Origin of the sequence: Gibbsiella greigii (assembly GCF_039540155.1) — a bacterium.
GTDB classification, from domain to species: domain Bacteria; phylum Pseudomonadota; class Gammaproteobacteria; order Enterobacterales; family Enterobacteriaceae; genus Gibbsiella; species Gibbsiella quercinecans.
The window spans coordinates 22,645-39,902 of the sequence record NZ_BAABEM010000020.1 but is presented as its reverse complement, the minus strand read 5'-3'; the positions used below and the strand labels follow the sequence as shown (position 1 = coordinate 39,902).

The 17,258-nt window shown below is 60.4% G+C and carries 15 protein-coding genes; 8 read left to right on the top strand and 7 right to left on the bottom strand.

Annotated elements, in window-relative coordinates; all coding sequences use genetic code 11:
- Window positions 1–32 precede the first annotated feature (32 nt).
- Complete coding sequence (locus AC559G_RS13185; protein WP_121552768.1) at window positions 33–893, top strand: carboxylate/amino acid/amine transporter; 861 nt, start codon at window positions 33–35, stop codon at window positions 891–893.
- Between the two features lie 323 nt (window positions 894–1,216).
- Here AC559G_RS13185 and metR read toward each other — a convergent pair whose 3' ends face one another.
- The gene (metR, locus tag AC559G_RS13180) at window positions 1,217–2,161 is read right to left on the bottom strand and encodes a LysR family transcriptional regulator (RefSeq protein ID WP_498912833.1); all 945 of its coding nucleotides are present in this window, start codon (window positions 2,159–2,161) and stop codon (window positions 1,217–1,219) included.
- A gap of 104 nt (window positions 2,162–2,265) precedes the next feature.
- Here metR and metE point away from each other — a divergent pair, with 104 nt between their 5' ends.
- From metE to AC559G_RS13165, 3 genes are read left to right on the top strand one after another with little or no spacing between them, the layout of a single operon-like run.
- Window positions 2,266–4,539, top strand: coding sequence for a 5-methyltetrahydropteroyltriglutamate--homocysteine S-methyltransferase (metE, locus tag AC559G_RS13175; RefSeq protein ID WP_498912832.1), 2,274 nt, complete (start codon window positions 2,266–2,268; stop codon window positions 4,537–4,539).
- Window positions 4,540–4,592: 53 nt separating this feature from the next.
- On the top strand, window positions 4,593–4,811 hold the full coding sequence (locus tag AC559G_RS13170; protein WP_498912831.1) for a hypothetical protein: 219 nt from the start codon (window positions 4,593–4,595) through the stop codon (window positions 4,809–4,811).
- A 12-nt stretch (window positions 4,812–4,823) separates the two neighbouring features.
- The gene (locus tag AC559G_RS13165; protein ID WP_438598177.1) at window positions 4,824–5,684 is read left to right on the top strand and encodes a helix-turn-helix domain-containing protein; all 861 of its coding nucleotides are present in this window, start codon (window positions 4,824–4,826) and stop codon (window positions 5,682–5,684) included.
- 4 nt (window positions 5,685–5,688) lie between these two features.
- On the opposite strand, the gene AC559G_RS13160 is transcribed toward AC559G_RS13165, so the two are convergent.
- The 5 genes from AC559G_RS13160 to AC559G_RS13140 form a co-directional block, all read right to left on the bottom strand.
- The gene (locus AC559G_RS13160) at window positions 5,689–6,033 is read right to left on the bottom strand and encodes a PTS fructose-like transporter subunit IIB (protein ID WP_095846305.1); all 345 of its coding nucleotides are present in this window, start codon (window positions 6,031–6,033) and stop codon (window positions 5,689–5,691) included.
- A gap of 15 nt (window positions 6,034–6,048) precedes the next feature.
- Complete coding sequence (locus AC559G_RS13155; protein WP_498912830.1) at window positions 6,049–6,942, bottom strand: radical SAM family protein; 894 nt, start codon at window positions 6,940–6,942, stop codon at window positions 6,049–6,051.
- Window positions 6,908–9,205 carry a glycyl radical protein gene (locus AC559G_RS13150; RefSeq protein WP_498912829.1) on the bottom strand — a complete coding sequence of 766 codons (2,298 nt, stop codon included), beginning with the start codon at window positions 9,203–9,205 and terminating at the stop codon, window positions 6,908–6,910. The genes AC559G_RS13155 and AC559G_RS13150 overlap by 35 nt, the downstream gene beginning before the upstream one ends.
- A 65-nt stretch (window positions 9,206–9,270) precedes the next feature.
- The gene (locus AC559G_RS13145) at window positions 9,271–9,591 is read right to left on the bottom strand and encodes a PTS fructose-like transporter subunit IIB (RefSeq protein ID WP_095846302.1); all 321 of its coding nucleotides are present in this window, start codon (window positions 9,589–9,591) and stop codon (window positions 9,271–9,273) included.
- Window positions 9,592–9,653: 62 nt separating this feature from the next.
- Window positions 9,654–10,730, bottom strand: coding sequence for a PTS fructose transporter subunit EIIC (locus tag AC559G_RS13140; RefSeq protein WP_095848991.1), 1,077 nt, complete (start codon window positions 10,728–10,730; stop codon window positions 9,654–9,656).
- Between the two features lie 364 nt (window positions 10,731–11,094).
- On the opposite strand from AC559G_RS13140, the gene ptsP reads away from it, so the two are divergent.
- Together ptsP and fsa are read left to right on the top strand one after the other, a co-directional pair.
- Entirely contained in the window at window positions 11,095–13,599 is a 2,505-nt protein-coding gene (gene ptsP / locus AC559G_RS13135; RefSeq protein ID WP_498912828.1) for a phosphoenolpyruvate--protein phosphotransferase, read from the top strand.
- Between the two features lie 49 nt (window positions 13,600–13,648).
- On the top strand, window positions 13,649–14,311 hold the full coding sequence (fsa, locus tag AC559G_RS13130; protein ID WP_498912827.1) for a fructose-6-phosphate aldolase: 663 nt from the start codon (window positions 13,649–13,651) through the stop codon (window positions 14,309–14,311).
- Between the two features lie 16 nt (window positions 14,312–14,327).
- On the opposite strand, the gene AC559G_RS13125 is transcribed toward fsa, so the two are convergent.
- Window positions 14,328–15,170, bottom strand: a complete 843-nt coding sequence (locus tag AC559G_RS13125; RefSeq protein ID WP_498912826.1) for a dienelactone hydrolase family protein — start codon at window positions 15,168–15,170, stop codon at window positions 14,328–14,330.
- Between the two features lie 335 nt (window positions 15,171–15,505).
- Between AC559G_RS13125 and udp the strand changes: the two genes are divergently transcribed.
- Both udp and AC559G_RS13115 read left to right on the top strand, forming a co-directional pair.
- Complete coding sequence (udp, locus tag AC559G_RS13120; RefSeq protein ID WP_498912825.1) at window positions 15,506–16,267, top strand: uridine phosphorylase; 762 nt, start codon at window positions 15,506–15,508, stop codon at window positions 16,265–16,267.
- A gap of 166 nt (window positions 16,268–16,433) precedes the next feature.
- On the top strand, window positions 16,434–17,225 hold the full coding sequence (locus AC559G_RS13115; protein ID WP_498912824.1) for a tyrosine-protein phosphatase: 792 nt from the start codon (window positions 16,434–16,436) through the stop codon (window positions 17,223–17,225).
- The last annotated feature ends 33 nt before the right edge of the window (window positions 17,226–17,258 follow it).

Sequence of the window (17,258 nt, the reverse complement as noted above, 5' to 3'; positions counted from 1 at the left end):
AAGTATGAAGGGTATATTAGGGTGAAACTGACGTGTTTCTTCTAGTTATTACCACCATTTTATGGGCGTTCTCGTTTAGCCTGATTGGCGAATATCTGGCGGGGCAGGTGGATAGCTGGTTTTCGGTGCTGATACGCATCGGGCTGGCGGCGCTGGTGTTTCTGCCGTTCTTGCGCTGGCGCAACATCCGGCCGCGCGTGATCCTGCTGTACATGATCGTCGGCGCTTTCCAGCTTGGCATTATGTATTTGTTCAGCTTCCGCGCTTACATGTACCTGACGGTGCCGGAATTCCTGCTGTTTACCGTGCTGACGCCGCTGTATGTCACGCTGATTTACGATGTGATTAGCCGCCGGCGCCCACGCTGGAGCTATGTGTTGAGCGCGCTGCTGGCGGTGCTGGGCGCGGCGATTATCCGTTATCACCAGGTGAGCGAGCATTTCTGGTGGGGGCTGCTGCTGGTGCAGGCGGCGAATATCTGCTTTGCTATCGGCATGGTGGGCTATAAGCGCCTGATGGAAGTGCATCCGTTGCCGCAGCATACCGCCTTTTCCTGGTTCTACCTGGGGGCGCTGATCGTGGCGGTATTCGCCTGGTGCCTGTGGGGCAACCCGCAGCAACTGCCGACCACCGGCCTGCAGTGGGGGGTGTTGATCTGGCTGGGCGTCGTGGCCTCTGGGTTGGGCTACTTCATGTGGAACTACGGCGCTACCCAGGTGGATGCCGGTACGCTGGGCATCATGAATAATATGCATGTGCCCGCCGGGCTGCTGGTTAACCTGGCGATCTGGCAGCAGCAGCCGCATTGGCCGAGCTTCCTGATCGGCGGCGCGGTGATTGTCGCTTCGTTATGGGTGCACCGCCGCTGGGTGGCGCCGAACAGCAAAAGCTGAGTCGCGCTTCCCTCACCCCAACCCTCTCCCACAGGGAGAGGGAGTAAAGCCGTCCGGTGCTCAAAAGGGAAGCCGCGTTTGCTGTAATACGCACTGCAATGGCCAAACCCAACGCCAAACAGTCCCCTGAAGGCCACGGTGAGGGCCACCACTCAACACCGAACGGTTCCCTCTCCCTTTGGGAGAGGCCAGGGTGAGGGCCACAATCGATGCCGAACGATTCCCTCTCCCTTTGGGAGAGGGCCAGGGTGAGGGCCACAACCGACGCCGGACGATCCCCTCTCCCTGTGGGAGAGGGTTAGGGTGAGGGGTATCGAAGAAAGCTAAGGTGAGGCCTGTAGCGTGGTCAGCGCCGGTGCCCCTGGGCGGCCGGCGTCGCGTACGAACGGCAGGTGCTGGCACGCATGCTGGCGCGCCGAGCGAATAAAGGCCTCGGTTACCGCCTGGCGCTGTTCGCCGTCGCGCACCGCCGCATACAGCCGGCTCCACAGACCGTCGCCCAAGGTTTTGGTGACGATCAGCCCCTGGCGCTCGAAGCTTTCCACCACCCAGTGCGGCAGGGCGGCAATGCCCATGCGGGCGGACACCATCTGAATCAGCAACAGCGTATTATCGACGTTTTTCAGCGCCGGGCTGATGCCCGCCGGCTGCAAAAAGTGGCGCCAGATGTCCAGCCGTTGGCGCTGCACCGGGTAAATCATCAGCGTTTCATCCGCCAGATCCTCCGGTTCAATCCGCGCCTTGGCCGCCAAAGGATGGTCCGGCGCCAGCACCAGCCGAACTTCAAAATCGAACATAGGCGAATAGTGCAGCCCGCTGCGCGGCAGAATGTCGGATGTCATCACCAGATCCAGCTCGCCCTGCTGCAGCGCCGGCTGTGGATCAAACGTCACGCCGGATTTAAAATCCATGACCACCTGCGGCCAGCTCTGGCGGAAATTGTCCAGCGCCGGCGTGAGCCACTGGATACAGCTGTGGCACTCAATGGCGATGCGCAGCGTTGCCTGATGCGGCTCGCGGCAGTCCTGCAGCGCCTGCTGGATCTGCGGTAAAACCTGTTCTGCCAACTGCAGCAGGATCTCGCCCTGGGCGGTAAAACGCAGGGGGTGGCTTTTACGAACGAACAGTTTGAACCCCAGGCGCTGCTCCAGATCGCTGAACTGGTGCGAAAGCGCCGATTGGGTTTGATGGAGTTGTGCAGCGGCAGCGGCCAGCGAACCAGTATTGCGCAGTGCCTGCAATGTCCTTAAGTGTTTCAGTTCGATCATGAGAGTCCTTCACAGTGACAGTGAATAAATTGCGCTTGTGGTTAATACAGTACCTGCTGATTATAGATGTGTAAACATCTGGACGGCTAAATGGGAATATGACGATGGCAATTTTGAATCACACACTGGGTTTTCCACGCGTTGGTCTGCGTCGTGAACTGAAAAAAGCGCAGGAAAGCTACTGGGCAGGTAACTCAACGCAGGAAGAACTGTTAGCGGTTGGCCGCGAGCTGCGCGCTCGCCACTGGCAACAGCAGCAGCAAGCCGGGGTGGATCTGGTGCCGGTCGGCGATTTCGCCTGGTACGATCACGTATTGACCACCAGCCTGCTGCTGGGCAACGTGCCTGCCCGCCACCAAAACAAAGAGGGCTCTATCGATCTGGATACGCTGTTCCGCATCGGCCGTGGCCGTGCGCCAACCGGCGAACCTGCCGCCGCAGCGGAAATGACCAAGTGGTTTAACACCAACTACCACTACATGGTGCCTGAATTCCAAAAAGGCCAGCAGTTCAAACTGGGCTGGACCCAACTGCTGGACGAAGTTGACGAAGCGCTGGCGCTGGGCCACAAAATCAAGCCTGTGCTGCTGGGGCCGGTAACCTACCTGTGGCTGGGCAAAGTGAAAGGCGAGCAGTTCGATCGCCTGTCATTACTGAAAGACATCCTGCCGGTTTATCAGCAAGTGCTGGCCGAACTGGCGAAACGCGGCGTTGAGTGGGTGCAGATTGATGAGCCTGCGCTGGTGCTGGAGCTGCCGCAGGAATGGCTGAACGCCTTCAAACCGGCGTATGAAGCGCTGCAAGGCCAGGTAAAACTGCTGTTGACCACCTACTTCGACAGCATCGGCCATAACCTGGACACCATCCGTGCGCTGCCGGTACAAGGGCTGCATGTGGATCTGGTTGCCGGCCACGACGACGTTGCCGCGCTTAACCAAGCGCTGCCACAAGATTGGCTGCTGTCCCTGGGCGTGATCAACGGCCGCAACGTTTGGCGTGCCGATCTGAGCAACTGGTCTGATCGTCTGCAACCGCTGGTGGGTAGCCGCCCGCTGTGGATCGGCACTTCCTGCTCATTGCTGCACAGCCCTATCGATCTGAGCGTGGAAACCCGCCTGGACGATGAAGTGAAGAGCTGGTTTGCCTTCGCACTGCAAAAATGTGCCGAGCTGGCGCTGCTGACCCAGGCGTTGAATGCGCCGGATGCCGATAAACAGAAACAACTGGATGCCTACAGCGCGCCAATCCGTGCACGCCGTGAATCCACCCGTGTGCACAATGCGCAGGTGGAAAACCGCCTGGCCGCCATTACCGCCCGCGATATCGAACGCCAGCATGCGTATGTTGAACGTGCGAAAGCGCAGCGTGCGCGTTTCAATCTGCCGGCCTGGCCGACCACCACCATCGGCTCTTTCCCGCAGACCACTGAAATCCGCGGCCTGCGCCTGGACTTCAAACAGGGCCGCCTGGACGGCAACAACTACCGCACCAGCATTGGCGAGCACATCAAGCAAGCGGTCGCCGAGCAGGAACGCCTGGGGCTGGACGTGCTGGTGCACGGCGAAGCCGAGCGTAACGACATGGTGGAATACTTCGGTGAAAACCTGGACGGCTTCGTCTTTACCCAGAACGGCTGGGTGCAAAGCTACGGTTCCCGCTGCGTGAAGCCACCGATCATCATCGGTGATATCAGCCGCCCGCAGCCGATCACCGTCGAATGGGCCAAGTTTGCCCAGTCGCTGACCGACAAACCGGTGAAAGGGATGCTGACCGGGCCGGTAACCATCCTGTGCTGGTCGTTCCCGCGTGAAGACGTCAGCCGCGAAGTGATCGCCAAGCAGATCGCCTTGGCGCTGCGTGACGAAGTGGCGGATCTGGAGAAAGCCGGTATCGGCATCATCCAGATCGATGAACCTGCACTGCGCGAAGGCCTGCCTCTGCGCCAATCTGATTGGGCGGCTTACCTGCGCTGGGCGGTGGATGCCTTCAAGCTCAACGCAGCGGTTGCACAAGATGATACGCAGATCCACACCCATATGTGTTACTGCGAGTTCAACGACATCATGGACTCTATCGCGGCGCTGGATGCAGACGTGATCACCATCGAAACCTCACGTTCTGATATGGATCTGCTGGAAGCGTTCAAAGAGTTTGAATACCCGAACGAAATCGGCCCAGGCGTTTACGATATTCACTCACCGAACGTGCCAAGCGTGGAATGGATCGAAGCGTTGCTGCGCAAAGCGGCGCAGAACATCCCGGCTGAGCGCCTGTGGGTGAACCCGGACTGCGGCCTGAAAACCCGCGGCTGGCCGGAAACCCGGCTGTCGCTGGAAAACATGGTGCTGGCGGCCAAACGCCTGCGCGAACAGGCATAAGTACCGCGCTACGGCCGCTGGGCCGTAGCGTATTGTCATTTGATGGATACACGATGTTGGGCGCTTCGGCGCCCTTTTTTGTGCCTGTGGTTCTGACCGGCTATCGCGCCACAGAAAACGACGGCGTTATGACGACGACATTATCGCCGCGTCAGCTAAAAGCCATGCTTAAAGTGCCGCTACTTGCACCATTATTGCTCAAATTGTTGCTCTGCCCCCACTTTTTGCTCGCCGCTATCCGTTATCATCTGGCGTTATCTTTTCTGGGATGAAAGGTGTGACACATGAAACATCCGCTTGAAGCGGTGCTGACGCCGTTGCTTGACGATCCGTCGGGGGTTCGGCAGGTCTATTTTGCGGGTAACCAGCAGCCGGCGCCAGCGCTGGCCTACCAGGTAAACTTTCCCCGCCTGGAGCTGGTGCTGAGTGGGGAACTGGATATGACGTGGCAAGGCAGCCAGGGTGATGGGCAGCAACAGCGGCTGTTGCCGGGGGATGTGCTGTTTGTGCCGGCGCGCGGCTGGAACAACCCCAACTGGCAGCGGCCGGTCACGACGCTGAGCCTGCTTTTCGGCAAACAACAGTTGGGCTACAGCCTATTACAATGGGATGGGCAGAACACGGTGCCGCTGGGGAAAGGCAACGTCGGGCGCCGTGGGCCACGCGTCGGTTCATTTATGCTGCAGGCGTTGACCGAACTGGCCTGGCACCAGAGCGATCAGCCCACCGCGCGTTTTCTGGTCAAAGGGTTGCTGAGCCATGCGCTGGATCTGTTCAGCTCTTCGGTACAAACCGCCTCGCGCAGCCAGGCATTGTTTGGCGCGGTGCGCGACTATCTGGAAGAACACTACCGCGAGCCGCTAACTCGTGAATCGGTGGCGCAGGCGTTTTATATCTCCCCGAACTACCTCTCCCACCTGTTCCAAAAATCCGGCGGCGTCGGGTTCAATGAATACCTGAACCATGTGCGCCTGGAGCAGGCCAAACACCTGCTCAAGCGTTACGATATGAAGGTGAAGGAAGTGGCGCACGCCTGCGGCTTTGTCGACAGCAACTATTTCTGCCGCATCTTCCGCAAAAACACCGAACGTTCGCCATCGGAATACCGCGGGCAATACCGCAGCGAACTGAGCGAACGGGAATAGGCGGCTATTCCACCAGAATATGGGTTTCCTGCGGTGAGGTAGCCGCTTTACGCACCGCGCTGAAAGCTTTTTCCGGTTGGCACAGGAAGGTGTTGATGGCGGTTTGCACGCAGCGGCGGTGGGTGAAGCGCTCGCTGCCTTCCAGTTGGATATCGGTGATCAGCAGCACCACATCGGCCTGTGCCAGATCCTGCTCCGTCAGGGGGTTTTCAATCCCCAGCGCCCCCTGGGTTTCGACCTTCAGCGGCCATTTTTCCTGCGCGCACAGCTTTTCCAGCTTTTCGGCCGCCATATAAGTGTGCGCAACGCCACTGACGCAGGCGGTTACCGCCACCAACTTAATCGACATGCCAACCCCCTTGCGTTAACCCCCGGTCACCACCCGGTATCCTGCCGCTTCGGCCATGGCGCGCAACGGCGCAATGTCCCGCTCGGTTGGCGGCGCCACGTCGCGCAGCGGGTAATCGCGCCCCAGCAGTTCATACTTGGCCGCGCCGTATTGGTGGAACGGCAGCAGATGGATCTCTTTTAACGCGAAAGGGGCCAGAAAAGCCAGTATCTGCGCGACATTTTCCTGGCAGAGGGTGTAGCCGGGGATCAGGGGAACGCGAGGGGTGAGGGCCACGCCGCGTGCAGCCAGGGCGGCGAAGTTGGCCAGCACCCGCGGTTGGTTGATGTTCAATACGCGCCTTGCGGTGCTGGCGTCCATGATTTTCAGATCGAACAGCACCTGATCGCAATGTTCCGTCAGCAGCAACAGCCTGGGCAGCGGCGCGTCGCCGGCGGTCTCTATCGCCGTGTGGATGCCGTACCGGCGCAGGCGCTGGAGCAGTTGCCCGGCGAAGGGCGCCTGCATCAGCACTTCGCCGCCGGAGAGCGTTACGCCCCCGCCGGAGGTGCGGTAAAACACCTCGTCTTTCAGTAACTGTTTCAGCAGGGCCTCCAGCCCGATGAATTGCCCGATGCGCTCCAGCGCCCCGCTTGGGCATTCGTCCGGATCGTTCAAACAGGGCTGGCAGTGCAGGCATTTGGCCATGCGCCGCACGATGTGCTGGCGCGGCGACATGGATTCCGGGTTGGCGCACCACGGGCAGGTGTGCGGGCATCCTTTGAAGAACACTACGCTGCGGATGCCGTGGCCATCATTCAGCGAATAGCGCTGAATGTTGAAGATATGGCCCTGCGGCCCGCTGGGTGCCCGGTCTGCACCGGGCGCAATCAGGCTACAGTTGATGCGCTGTACGGCGGATGATGTCATCCTGGATCTCCTTCGACAGCTCAACGAAGAATGCGCTGTAACCGGCGACGCGCACCACCAGCCCGGCGTAGTCCTGCGGCCTGGCCTGGGCGGCGCGCAGCGTCTCGGCGTTCACCACGTTGAACTGGATATGCTGCAGTTTGAGCTTAGTGAAGGCGCCGAGGAAATCCGCCAGCTTGTTCAACCCGGCCTGGCCTTCCAGCGTGCTGGGGGTGAACTTCACGTTCAGCAGGGTGCCGTTGGACAGCAGGTAGTTGTCCAGCTTACTGACCGATTTGAGCACCGCCGTTGGCCCCTGCGCGTCTTGGCCCAGCATCGGTGAAAGCCCGCCGTCCGCCAACTGCTCGCCCGCCAGCCGCCCGTCCGGCGTCGCGCCGACCACCGCCCCCAGCGGGACGTGGGCGGAAACGGTATACGAACCCGGTGTGAACTGGCCGCCGCGCGGGTTACGGTATTGTTCCACCTCTTTGCAGTAAAAACGCAGCAGTTCGGCGCTGATCAGGTCAACTTCGTCAATATCATTGCCATATTTATCAAAGCGGTTGATCAGCCGCGCGCGGATTTTCTGCCCTTCCTGGCTGGCAAAGTTATCTTTCAGCGTGGCCAACAACTGATCGAAGCTCAGGCGCTGTTGATCAAACACCAGTCCCTTAAGGGCATACAGTGAGTCGCTTAGGTTGGCGATACCGATACCCTGCACGCCGGAGAAGTTATAGCGGGCGCCGCCGGCGGTAATGTCTTTGCCGTTTTGCAGGCAATCCTCCACGAACGACGACAGCAGCGGCACCGGTGCCCAGTCGCGGTGGCCGATATCGCAGACGTTGCTGCCTTCGGCCATCAGCCTGACATAGTGGCGGATTTTTTCCCGGATCTGGCTGAGTAACTGCGGATAGGTCAGCGCGGCGTTGCCTTCGTTTTCCAGCAGCGCCAGCTCCATCACCTTCAGCAGGTTGAACATCGCAATATCATGCAGGCCGTAGGTGCGGCCGGGGATCGACAGCTCCACGCAGCCCACCACCGAGTAATCGCGCGCGTCTTCCAGCGTGACGCCGCGGTTGAGAAATGCCGGCACCACCACCTCATCGTTGAACACCTGCGGGATACCGGTGCCCAGGCGGATGGTTTCGGCGGTTTTCAGCAGGAACGGCCGATCGATAAATTCATTCACCCGCACGCCAAGGTTCGGTTGCGGCAGGCGGATGCTTTGGTAGGCGTCCAGGCACAGGAACGACAGCACGTTGACTGCGCTGCGCCCGGTTTCCGTCAGGCCGCCCAGCAAAATGGTGTAGCCGGTAGGGAAGCCGGCGAAGTAGCGTGCGCTGGCGGTGGAACGCAGCAGCACGATGTCGTTGCACTTCACCCACAGGCTTTCCAGCAGTTCGCGCAGGAAGGCCGGATCGTCACCCTGGTTGAGCGAAGCCTGGTAGAACGGCAGCATGTACTGATCGAAGCGGCCGAGCGACAGCGAACTGGCGTTGGATTCATACTGCAGGATGATGTTCATGTACCAGAACAGCTGGCAGGCCTGATAAAAATCCTGCGGCCGTTGATGGGCCACCCGTTCAGAAACGTCGGCGATTCGCAGCAGTTCCGCCTTGCGCGCGGTGTTTTCGCACGCCGCCGCCATCTGCTGCGCCAGGCAGGCGTAGCGCAGGATATGGCGCTGTGACGCTTGCAACAGCAGCAGCGCCGCCTGGTAAAAGGCGTTGTCCGGCTGCTGCGCCACATAGTGCTGCAGTTCGGCCAGCAGGGCATCCAGGCCGTTATTCAATAAACGCGGGTAATCAATGATGATATGCCCCTGGCCTTTATCGGTCTGGTTGATACTGAAAATTTGGGTCTGGGTGGCGGCCTTGACCGCCGCCGGCATCTGGTCGTTGATGAAATCCTTCATGGAGCGCTGTGCCCAGTAAGGGTAGAGCTGTTCGCGGTATACGCGCTTATCCTGTTCAGAAATGGCGAAGCGATCCTGTGGGCGGGTAGGGAAGGTATCAAGCTCCTGCAGCAGCCAGTAGGGGTCCATCTCCGGCGACACAATGCCGGCGCGCGGTTTGACGGTACGGTTGCCGGCGATCAGTTCATCATCACGGATGCCGATCGCCACGTGATCGAGGATATGCGCCGTGGCTCTGGCCCGCCGCAGCAGGGTGGGTTGCCCTTCGGTCTGGCGGTGGCTGGCGGTGTACAGCAGCGCCCGCTCCAGCGAGATTTCGCGCGGGGCGGAAAACAGGGCGGCTTTCAGGCGTTCGATACGGGATGTCATGAGGGTAATCCTTCTTCCTACGGAACGGGCAAACAACCCCGGCGCAGGCGCACCGGGGCTGGCGGTCAGGCGGTTTGCGCCAGGTGTGCGGCGATCTTGTCCATGATGGCGTCGGCACGTTTCACCGCGTCGCTGATCGCCACGCGCACCACGGTTTTGCCTTTGAAGCGTTCTTCAAGCTTGATGCCGATGTCTTTGGTCAGGATCACCAGATCGGCAGCGGCCACGTCTTGCGGCGTGAGTTCGTTTTCCAGCCCGATGGAACCCTGGGTTTCTACCTTGCATTGCCAGCCCTTGGCCTTCGCCGCGCGTTCAATGGCTTCGGCGGCCATGTAGGTGTGGGCGACGCCGGATGGGCAAGCGGTTACAGCAATAATGTTAGCCATGATTATCTCCTTCGTATGCAAAGCGCCGTCTTATCGGCGTTTGCCGCCCGCACGGGCGCGGTTTAGTTGATTTCAAAATCCAGATCCAGATCGCTCTCTTTTGCCGCCGCCGCCTGTTTTTTGGCAGCGAAACTTTTGAGCAGGTTAACCAGCAGTGCCGTTACCGTCATACCGACCAGCAGCGCGATGATGAAGCCCAGCTTGCCTTCCACCACCGGCAGCACGATAAGCCCGCCCCAGCCGGCATAGCACTGTGCGCCCAGCAGGGCCGCAGTGGTGGCCGCGCTGGCGGCGCCGATCATAATCGCCGGGATCACGCGCAGCGGATCGGCGGCGGCGAACGGGATTGCCCCTTCGGTGACGCCGACACAGCCCATCAAAATGGCGGCCTTACCGGCTTCGCGTTCTTCTACGGTGTAATATTTCCGGCCGATCAGGGTGGCGAACCCCAGCCCGAGCGGTGGGGTGGCGATCGCCACGGCGGCGATGGCGACCACGGTGTAAACCCCCTGCGCCACGCAGATCAGCATGAAGGCATAGGCCACTTTGTTCACCGGGCCGCCCATATCGAAGGCCAGCATCAGCCCCATAATGATCGCCAACACCACGATGCTGCCTTGCTGCATGCCCTGCAGCCATTCCGTCAGGCCGGTGGTCAGCGCGCCGATTGGCGCACCCAGCCCCCACATCATGATGCCGGCCGTCAGCAGCGTGCCGATGATGGGGATCACGAAGATCGGCATCACCGAACGCAGGATCTTCGGCACCGGGATCTTCTTCAGGTAAAACACGATCGTCCCGCCCAGCAGGCCGGCGATAATGGCGCCAAAGAAGCCGGCGCCGAAGGACGCGCCCACCCAGGCGCCGATGGCTGCCGGGGCCAACGCGGAGCGATCGGCGATGGAGTAGCCGATGTAAGCCGCCAGGAAAGGCACCATCAGCGTCAGGCCGGCGACGCCGATATCAAACAGCTTTTTCAGGTTGGGATCGGTTGCGGCGTCCGGCACCGCCCCTTTGCCGTACAGCATGACGGAAACCGCCAGTAAAATGCCGCCGGCCACCACAAACGGGATCATGTGGGATACGCCGGTCATCAGGTGCTGGCGCGTATTTTTTAGGATGTTTATCAGCTCTTTCATCATTCATTCCCCCGGTGTTAACCAGCGTGCTCTGAGTACAGAAACCATCAGGAACAATAACCCTTGCTGGAGAAAGGTTGTTGCCTAACACAATAGGCAAGCGCCCTGTGCGCCAACAGTGGATAAAGTTGCCATTTACTGGATTTTTGTAATGTCAGGGGAAAAGTGAGATCCAACGCAAATTGTGCGGCGGGATAAAAATCCGCCTGTGTGAACCGCTTTGTGAGCCAGTTCGCATTTATGCCGATATCTTACATTTGTCCAGTTTTTGGCATTTTTGTCCGCTAGCCGTTGCCGGGCGGCGGCTCTTATCCTTGTGGCAAACCGGTGCTTTCCGGCACTGCTTTGATATGAGGAAATATCAATGGCCAAAATCGTGACGTTTACCTGCTCGCTGCCCAATGGCATCCATGCCCGCCCGGCCAGCCACATTGAAAGCCTGTGCAACGGGTTTAGCTCGCACTTTCACTGGCATAACCCGCGTACCGGCATCACGGGGGATGGTAAAAGCGTGCTGTCGCTGATCGGTGCCGATATCCTGCTCGGTGACCAATGCCAGGTGACGATTGAAGGGGAAGATGAGCAGGGTGCCTTTGAGCGCCTGAGCCACTTCATTACCCATGAATTCCCGCATTGCGACGAACCGCTGCCGCAGGAAGCGGGGGCTGATGAACTGGAGCTGGTGCCGGCCGCGCTGGCCAACCTGCAACCCACCTTGCTGCGCGCTAAAGCGGTGAGCCAGGGATCGGCGCTCGGCAAACTGGTGCATTTGGCGCGGGTCGATCTCAGCGCGCTGGGCGAGCTGCCGGCGTCGGCCGGGGTTGAGCAGGAACAGCAACGGCTGGCCGACGGCCTGGCCTGTTTAAGCAAAGCGTTGGAGCTGCAACTGATGGCCGGCGCTGGCACCGCCACGGCCGTGCTGGAGGCGCACCGTTCACTGCTGCGCGATGCGGCCTTCCGCCAGCACCTGCTGGACGGCGTGCTGCAAGGCGCCAGCTGCGCCGCGGCTATCGTCGCCACCGCCGCCCACTTTAGCCAGCAGTTGGCGCAGTCCGCCAGCGCCTACCTGCGCGAGCGCGAACTGGACATCCGCGATCTGTGCTTCCAACTGCTGCAGCAGATTTACGGCGAGCAGCGTTTCCCCTGCCAGCAGGCGCTGCATGAAGACAGCATCTGCCTGACTGACGATCTGACGCCGAGCCAGTTTCTGGAGCTGGACAAACGCTATCTGAAAGGGCTGCTGTTGGGCAGCGGCGGCAGCACCTCGCATACCGTAATTTTGGCACGCTCGTTCAATATCCCGACGCTGGTGGGCGCTGACGCCGCCGCGTTGCAGCCCTACCTGAATCAACAGGTACAGATCGACGGCGATCTGGGGCTGGTCGCCTGCGATCTTAACGAACCGGTACGGCGCTATTACCTCCAGGAACAATGGCTGCGTGAACAGCTGCGCCAGCAGCAAAGCGCCTATCTGGCCGCACCGGCCCACACCGCCGACGGCGTGCGGATGGAAGTGGCGGCCAACATCGCCCATGCGGTGGAGGCCAAAGCCGCGTTTGCCAACGGCGCCGAATCGATAGGCCTGTTCCGCACGGAAATGCTGTATATGGACCGCACCACGGCGCCGACGGAAGACGAGCTGTACAACATTTATTGCCAGGCGGTGGAAGCGGCCGCCGGCAAACCGATTATCGTGCGCACCATGGATATCGGCGGCGACAAACCGGTGGATTACCTCAACATTCCGGCGGAAAACAACCCGTTCCTCGGCTATCGCGCAGTGCGCATCTATCAGGAATTCTTGCCGCTGTTTCGCACCCAGCTGCGTGCCATCCTGCGCGCTTCCGCCCACGGCCCGCTGAAGGTGATGATCCCGATGATCTCTTCGATGGAAGAGATCCTGTGGGTGAAGGATCAACTGGCCGAAGTAAAACAGGCGCTGCGCGGCGGGCAGGTGCCGTTTGATGAAAAGATCCCGCTCGGCATCATGTTGGAAGTGCCTTCCGTGCTGTTCATCATTGAACAGTGCTGCGAAGAAATAGATTTCTTTAGCATCGGCAGCAACGATCTGACGCAGTACCTGCTGGCGGTGGACCGCGATAACGCCAAGGTGACCAAGCATTACAACAGCCTCAACCCGGCGTTTTTGCGCAGCCTGGATTATGCGGTGCGCGAAGTGCATCGGCAGGGCAAATGGATTGGCCTGTGCGGCGAACTGGGGGCAAAAGGCTCGGTGCTGCCGCTGCTGGTGGGGATGGGGCTGGACGAAATCAGCATGAGCGCCCCGGCGATCCCGGCCACCAAGGCGCGGCTGGCGAAGCTCGACAGCCGCGAGTGCCGCCTGTTGCTCAACCGCGCCATGGCCTGCCGCACGTCGCTGGCGGTGGAACACCTGCTGGCGCAGTTCCGTATGGAACAAAGCGATGCGCCGTTGATCACCCCTCAATGCATTGCCCTTGATGCCGATTGGCGCAGCAAGGAGGAAGTGATCAAAGGCATGGTGGATAACCTGCTGTTGGCCGGGCGCTGCCGCTATCCGCGCAAACTGGCGGCCGATGTATGGGCGCGCGAGGCGGTCTTCTCTACCGGGCTGGGGTTTGGCTTCGCTATCCCGCACACCAAATCGGAGCACATTGAACAATCGACCATCAGCGTGGCCAAACTGGCCCGCCCGGTGGCGTGGGGCGATGAAGAAGCACAGTTCGTCATTATGCTGACGCTGAACAAACACGCCGCGGGCGATCAGCACATGCGTATTTTCTCCAAACTGGCCCGGCGCATTATGCATGAAGGCTTTCGCGCCGCACTGGTCAACGCAGACTCCGCCCAGCAGGTGGTTAGCCTGCTGCAACAGGAACTTGAACTGTAATTTATTCCGGGCGCACGGGCGCCCCTTTGTTTAGCTGTGGGGAACCATTATGGAACTTTATCTCGATACCGCCGATGTCAGCGCCGTCAAGCGTCTGGCGCGCATTCTGCCTCTGCAAGGGGTGACGACGAACCCGAGCATCGTCGCCAATTCACGCACTCCGTTGTGGGACGTGCTGCCGGCGCTGCGTGATGCGTTAGGCGGTGAAGGCCGGCTGTTTGCCCAAGTTTTGGCCAATAACGCGGCCCGCATGGTGGAAGAGGCGGTATTACTGCATGAACGGGTACCGGAGCTGGTGGTGAAAGTCCCGGCCACGGCGGAAGGGCTGGCGGCCATCAAGGCGCTGAAGGGCATGGGCATACCGACGCTGGGCACTGCGGTGTACGGCGCCGCGCAGGGGCTGTTTTCGGCGTTGGCGGGGGCGCAGTACGTGGCGCCTTACGTCAACCGGCTGGATGCGCAGGGCGGCAACGGCATTGCCACCGTACGCGAATTACAACAATTGCTCACGCTGCATGCGCCGCACGCCCAGGTGCTGGCGGCCAGTTTTAAAACACCGCGCCAGGCGTTGGATTGCCTGCTGGCGGGCTGCGGGGCGATAACCTTGCCGGTCGACGTGGCGGAACAGTTCATCACCGCGCCGGCGGTGCAGGCCGCGGTGGAAAAGTTTGAGCACGACTGGTGCGGCGCATTCGGCGCTTTGCAGCTATAACATGCGCCGCCGCGGCTTAGGCCTGGGGCTCGCCGGTGACGCCGTGCCGGGCAAACCAGGCCAGCATCCGTTGCCAGCCATCGGCGGCGGCTTCGGCATCGTAGCTGGGGCGATAGTCGGCGTTAAAGGCGTGGCCGGCTTCGGGATAAACCACGATCTCGGCGTCGGCATTCGCCGCGCGGATCGCCTGGCGCATGGTTTCCACCGTGTTCAGCGGGATGCCGGTATCCTGGCCGCCATACAGCCCCAGCACAGGCGCTGACAGTTCGGTGGCGATATCCACCGGGTGTTTCGGCGTATTGAGGGTTTTCTCACCGACCAGCTTGCCGTACCAGGCGACGGCCGCTTTCAACTGCGGGTTATGCGCTGCATACAGCCAGGCGATGCGCCCACCCCAGCAAAAACCGGTGATCGCCAGCTTACCTGGCGCCCCGCCGTGCTGCAGGGCCCAGTGGGCGGTATGATCCAGATCCATCAGCACCTGGTTGTCCGGCACTTTACTCACCAGATTCTGCAACAGTTCACTGATATCGCTATAGTTACTGGCATCCCCCTGGCGGAAGTACAGCTCCGGGGCGATTGCCAGATAGCCCTGTTTGGCCAGCCGCCGGCACAGATCCCGAATATGTTCATGAACGCCAAAGATCTCCTGAACCACCAGTACCACCGGGAAGGGGCCTCGTTGGTTATCGGGCCGGGCAAGGTAGGCCGGCAGGGATTCATTCTGCACCGGGATCGTGGTTTCGCCGGCGTGAATGCCCTGTTCGTCGGTGTGCCGGGTGGTGGCGGCCAACGGTTTGACGGCCGGGCTGAAGCCCTGCTGGCTTTGCTGTTGCGTCGTTTGGCTCTCGGTTTTCATCGTGGTCTCCGTGTAAAAGGAAAACGGGCGGGATCTTATTAACTATAGGCTCGATTCCGCACGCTGGTAGCCCCACCCTGTTCGCCGCCGGGCAATGGCGTTGGGCGCGCTTAGGCTACCGCGTGCAAGGCCGCTGCGCCTGGCCTGCCGCTTGGCCACGCGGACACTGTGCCAGGGGGTAATGGTCGTTAATTTTGTGATGATAATTACAATAAAAATGTATTCTGAAATTCGTTTTCTGTTAACAAGTGATTCACGTCACGAAATTGGCGATGGATTTTCAGTAGAGTGCTTTTTTGTTCCTCCGACTAAACATGAATAATGAGGGCTCCGGTATGTCTCAATCAGATGTCTTCCATCTTGGCCTGACCAAATCCGATTTGCAGGGGGCGCAATTGGCGATCGTCCCCGGCGATCCGCAACGTGTAGAAAAAATCGCCAGGCTGATGGAAAACCCGGTGCATCTGGCTTCCCACCGTGAATTCACCACCTGGCGGGCGGAACTCGACGGCAAGCCCGTCATCGTGTGTTCAACCGGCATCGGCGGCCCTTCTACTTCGATCGCGGTGGAAGAATTGGCACAGTTGGGCATCCGTACTTTTTTGCGGATCGGCACTACCGGCGCGATCCAGCCTGAAATCAACGTGGGCGATGTGTTGGTGACCACGGCGGCGGTGCGCCTGGATGGTGCCAGCCTGCACTTTGCGCCGATGGAGTTCCCGGCGGTTGCCGATTTTGCCTGTACCACCGCGCTGGTCGAGGCGGCGAAAGCCAGCGGCGCCACGACCCATATCGGCGTGACCGCTTCTTCCGATACCTTCTACCCCGGCCAGGAACGTTACGATACGTATTCCGGCCGGGTGGTAAGCCGTTTCAAGGGCTCAATGGCCGAATGGCAGGCGATGGGCGTGATGAACTATGAAATGGAATCCGCCACCCTGCTGACTATGTGCGCCAGCCAAGGGCTGCGCGCCGGGATGGTGGCCGGGGTGATCGTCAACCGCACCCAGCAGGAAATTCCGGATGCGCAAACCATGAAGCAAACCGAAACCCACGCGGTGCAAATCGTGGTGGAAGCCGCACGCTGCCTGCTGTAACCCGCCTCGTTGCCAATGGGCCGCCGCTGCGGCCCATTTTTCATTTCATCATAATCTGTTACGGTGGCAGGCACTGGCGCCATCTGCGCAGCCTGCTGTGTATTGTGATGGGATGTATCCGCTGCCTGTATCGCGCTGTTTGTCGACAACAATAACGAGGATGTCTATGACCGCTCAGATTCTGCTTCACCCTTCACTGGCTCCGCTCGAGGGCGGCATCAACTTTCGTGATTTAGGCGGCAACAGCGTTGCTAATGGCCGCCGTATCAAGCGTGGGTTGCTGTTCCGCGCTGGCGCGCTCGATCGCTTAACGCCGCGTGACTGTGCGTTTTTGGCCAGCGTGCCGGTCAGCGCCGTGCTGGATTACCGCGACAGCGATGAAGTGCAGGATAAGCCGGATGTGCTGTGGCCCGGCGCCGATTACCATCATTTCCCGGCCAACCCGTTGAGCAGCGAAGTGAATGCCAATCTGGAAAAGCTGAACAACGAGGTGCTGGCGGCTTTTGACAGCCGGGCCTTTATGCTGCAGCTGTATCGCCGCCTGCCGTTCAATAACCCAGCCTACCGGCAATTGGCCGCTCTGCTGATGCAAACGGAAAACGGCGCTATTGTGCAGCACTGCGCCGTGGGCAAAGACCGCACCGGCATCGGTTCTGCGTTGGTGCTATTGGCCCTTGGGGCGGATGAGGCCACGGTGCTGGAGGATTACCTGCTGACCGAAACCACGCTGGCGGCCTTCCGCGAACAGATGCTGGAACAGCTTTCGTGCCGCCTGAACGCCGCGGCGCTGGCCCAGTTTGCCTACGTGCTCGGCGCGCGCGAAGAGTTCCTGACCACCGCCCTTGGCTGCATCCGCGAACAGTACGGTTCGCCGGCGCGCTGGCTGGAAGCGGAGTATGGCCTGGGGCCGCAACAGCGTGACGTGCTGCAAGAACGCTATCTGGAGCCTGCCGTTTAGCCCGCCCGCCGGGAAATACGTTATGTTTAACCG

Bases quoted from the DNA above. Each gene is read 5' to 3' on its own strand.
- AC559G_RS13125 (WP_498912826.1), bottom strand. From the start codon at position 15,170: ATGAAAACCGAGAGCCAAACGACGCAACAGCAAAGCCAGCAGGGCTTC.
- AC559G_RS13155 (WP_498912830.1), bottom strand. From the start codon at position 6,942: ATGACATCATCCGCCGTACAGCGCATCAACTGTAGCCTGATTGCGCCC.
- fsa (WP_498912827.1), top strand. From the start codon at position 13,649: ATGGAACTTTATCTCGATACCGCCGATGTCAGCGCCGTCAAGCGTCTG.
- AC559G_RS13165 (WP_438598177.1), top strand. From the start codon at position 4,824: ATGAAACATCCGCTTGAAGCGGTGCTGACGCCGTTGCTTGACGATCCG.
- metE (WP_498912832.1), top strand. From the start codon at position 2,266: ATGGCAATTTTGAATCACACACTGGGTTTTCCACGCGTTGGTCTGCGT.
- AC559G_RS13140 (WP_095848991.1), bottom strand. From the start codon at position 10,730: ATGAAAGAGCTGATAAACATCCTAAAAAATACGCGCCAGCACCTGATG.
- AC559G_RS13150 (WP_498912829.1), bottom strand. From the start codon at position 9,205: ATGACATCCCGTATCGAACGCCTGAAAGCCGCCCTGTTTTCCGCCCCG.
- AC559G_RS13170 (WP_498912831.1), top strand. From the start codon at position 4,593: ATGTTGGGCGCTTCGGCGCCCTTTTTTGTGCCTGTGGTTCTGACCGGC.
- AC559G_RS13115 (WP_498912824.1), top strand. From the start codon at position 16,434: ATGACCGCTCAGATTCTGCTTCACCCTTCACTGGCTCCGCTCGAGGGC.
- udp (WP_498912825.1), top strand. From the start codon at position 15,506: ATGTCTCAATCAGATGTCTTCCATCTTGGCCTGACCAAATCCGATTTG.
- ptsP (WP_498912828.1), top strand. From the start codon at position 11,095: ATGGCCAAAATCGTGACGTTTACCTGCTCGCTGCCCAATGGCATCCAT.
- AC559G_RS13145 (WP_095846302.1), bottom strand. From the start codon at position 9,591: ATGGCTAACATTATTGCTGTAACCGCTTGCCCATCCGGCGTCGCCCAC.
- metR (WP_498912833.1), bottom strand. From the start codon at position 2,161: ATGATCGAACTGAAACACTTAAGGACATTGCAGGCACTGCGCAATACT.
- AC559G_RS13160 (WP_095846305.1), bottom strand. From the start codon at position 6,033: ATGTCGATTAAGTTGGTGGCGGTAACCGCCTGCGTCAGTGGCGTTGCG.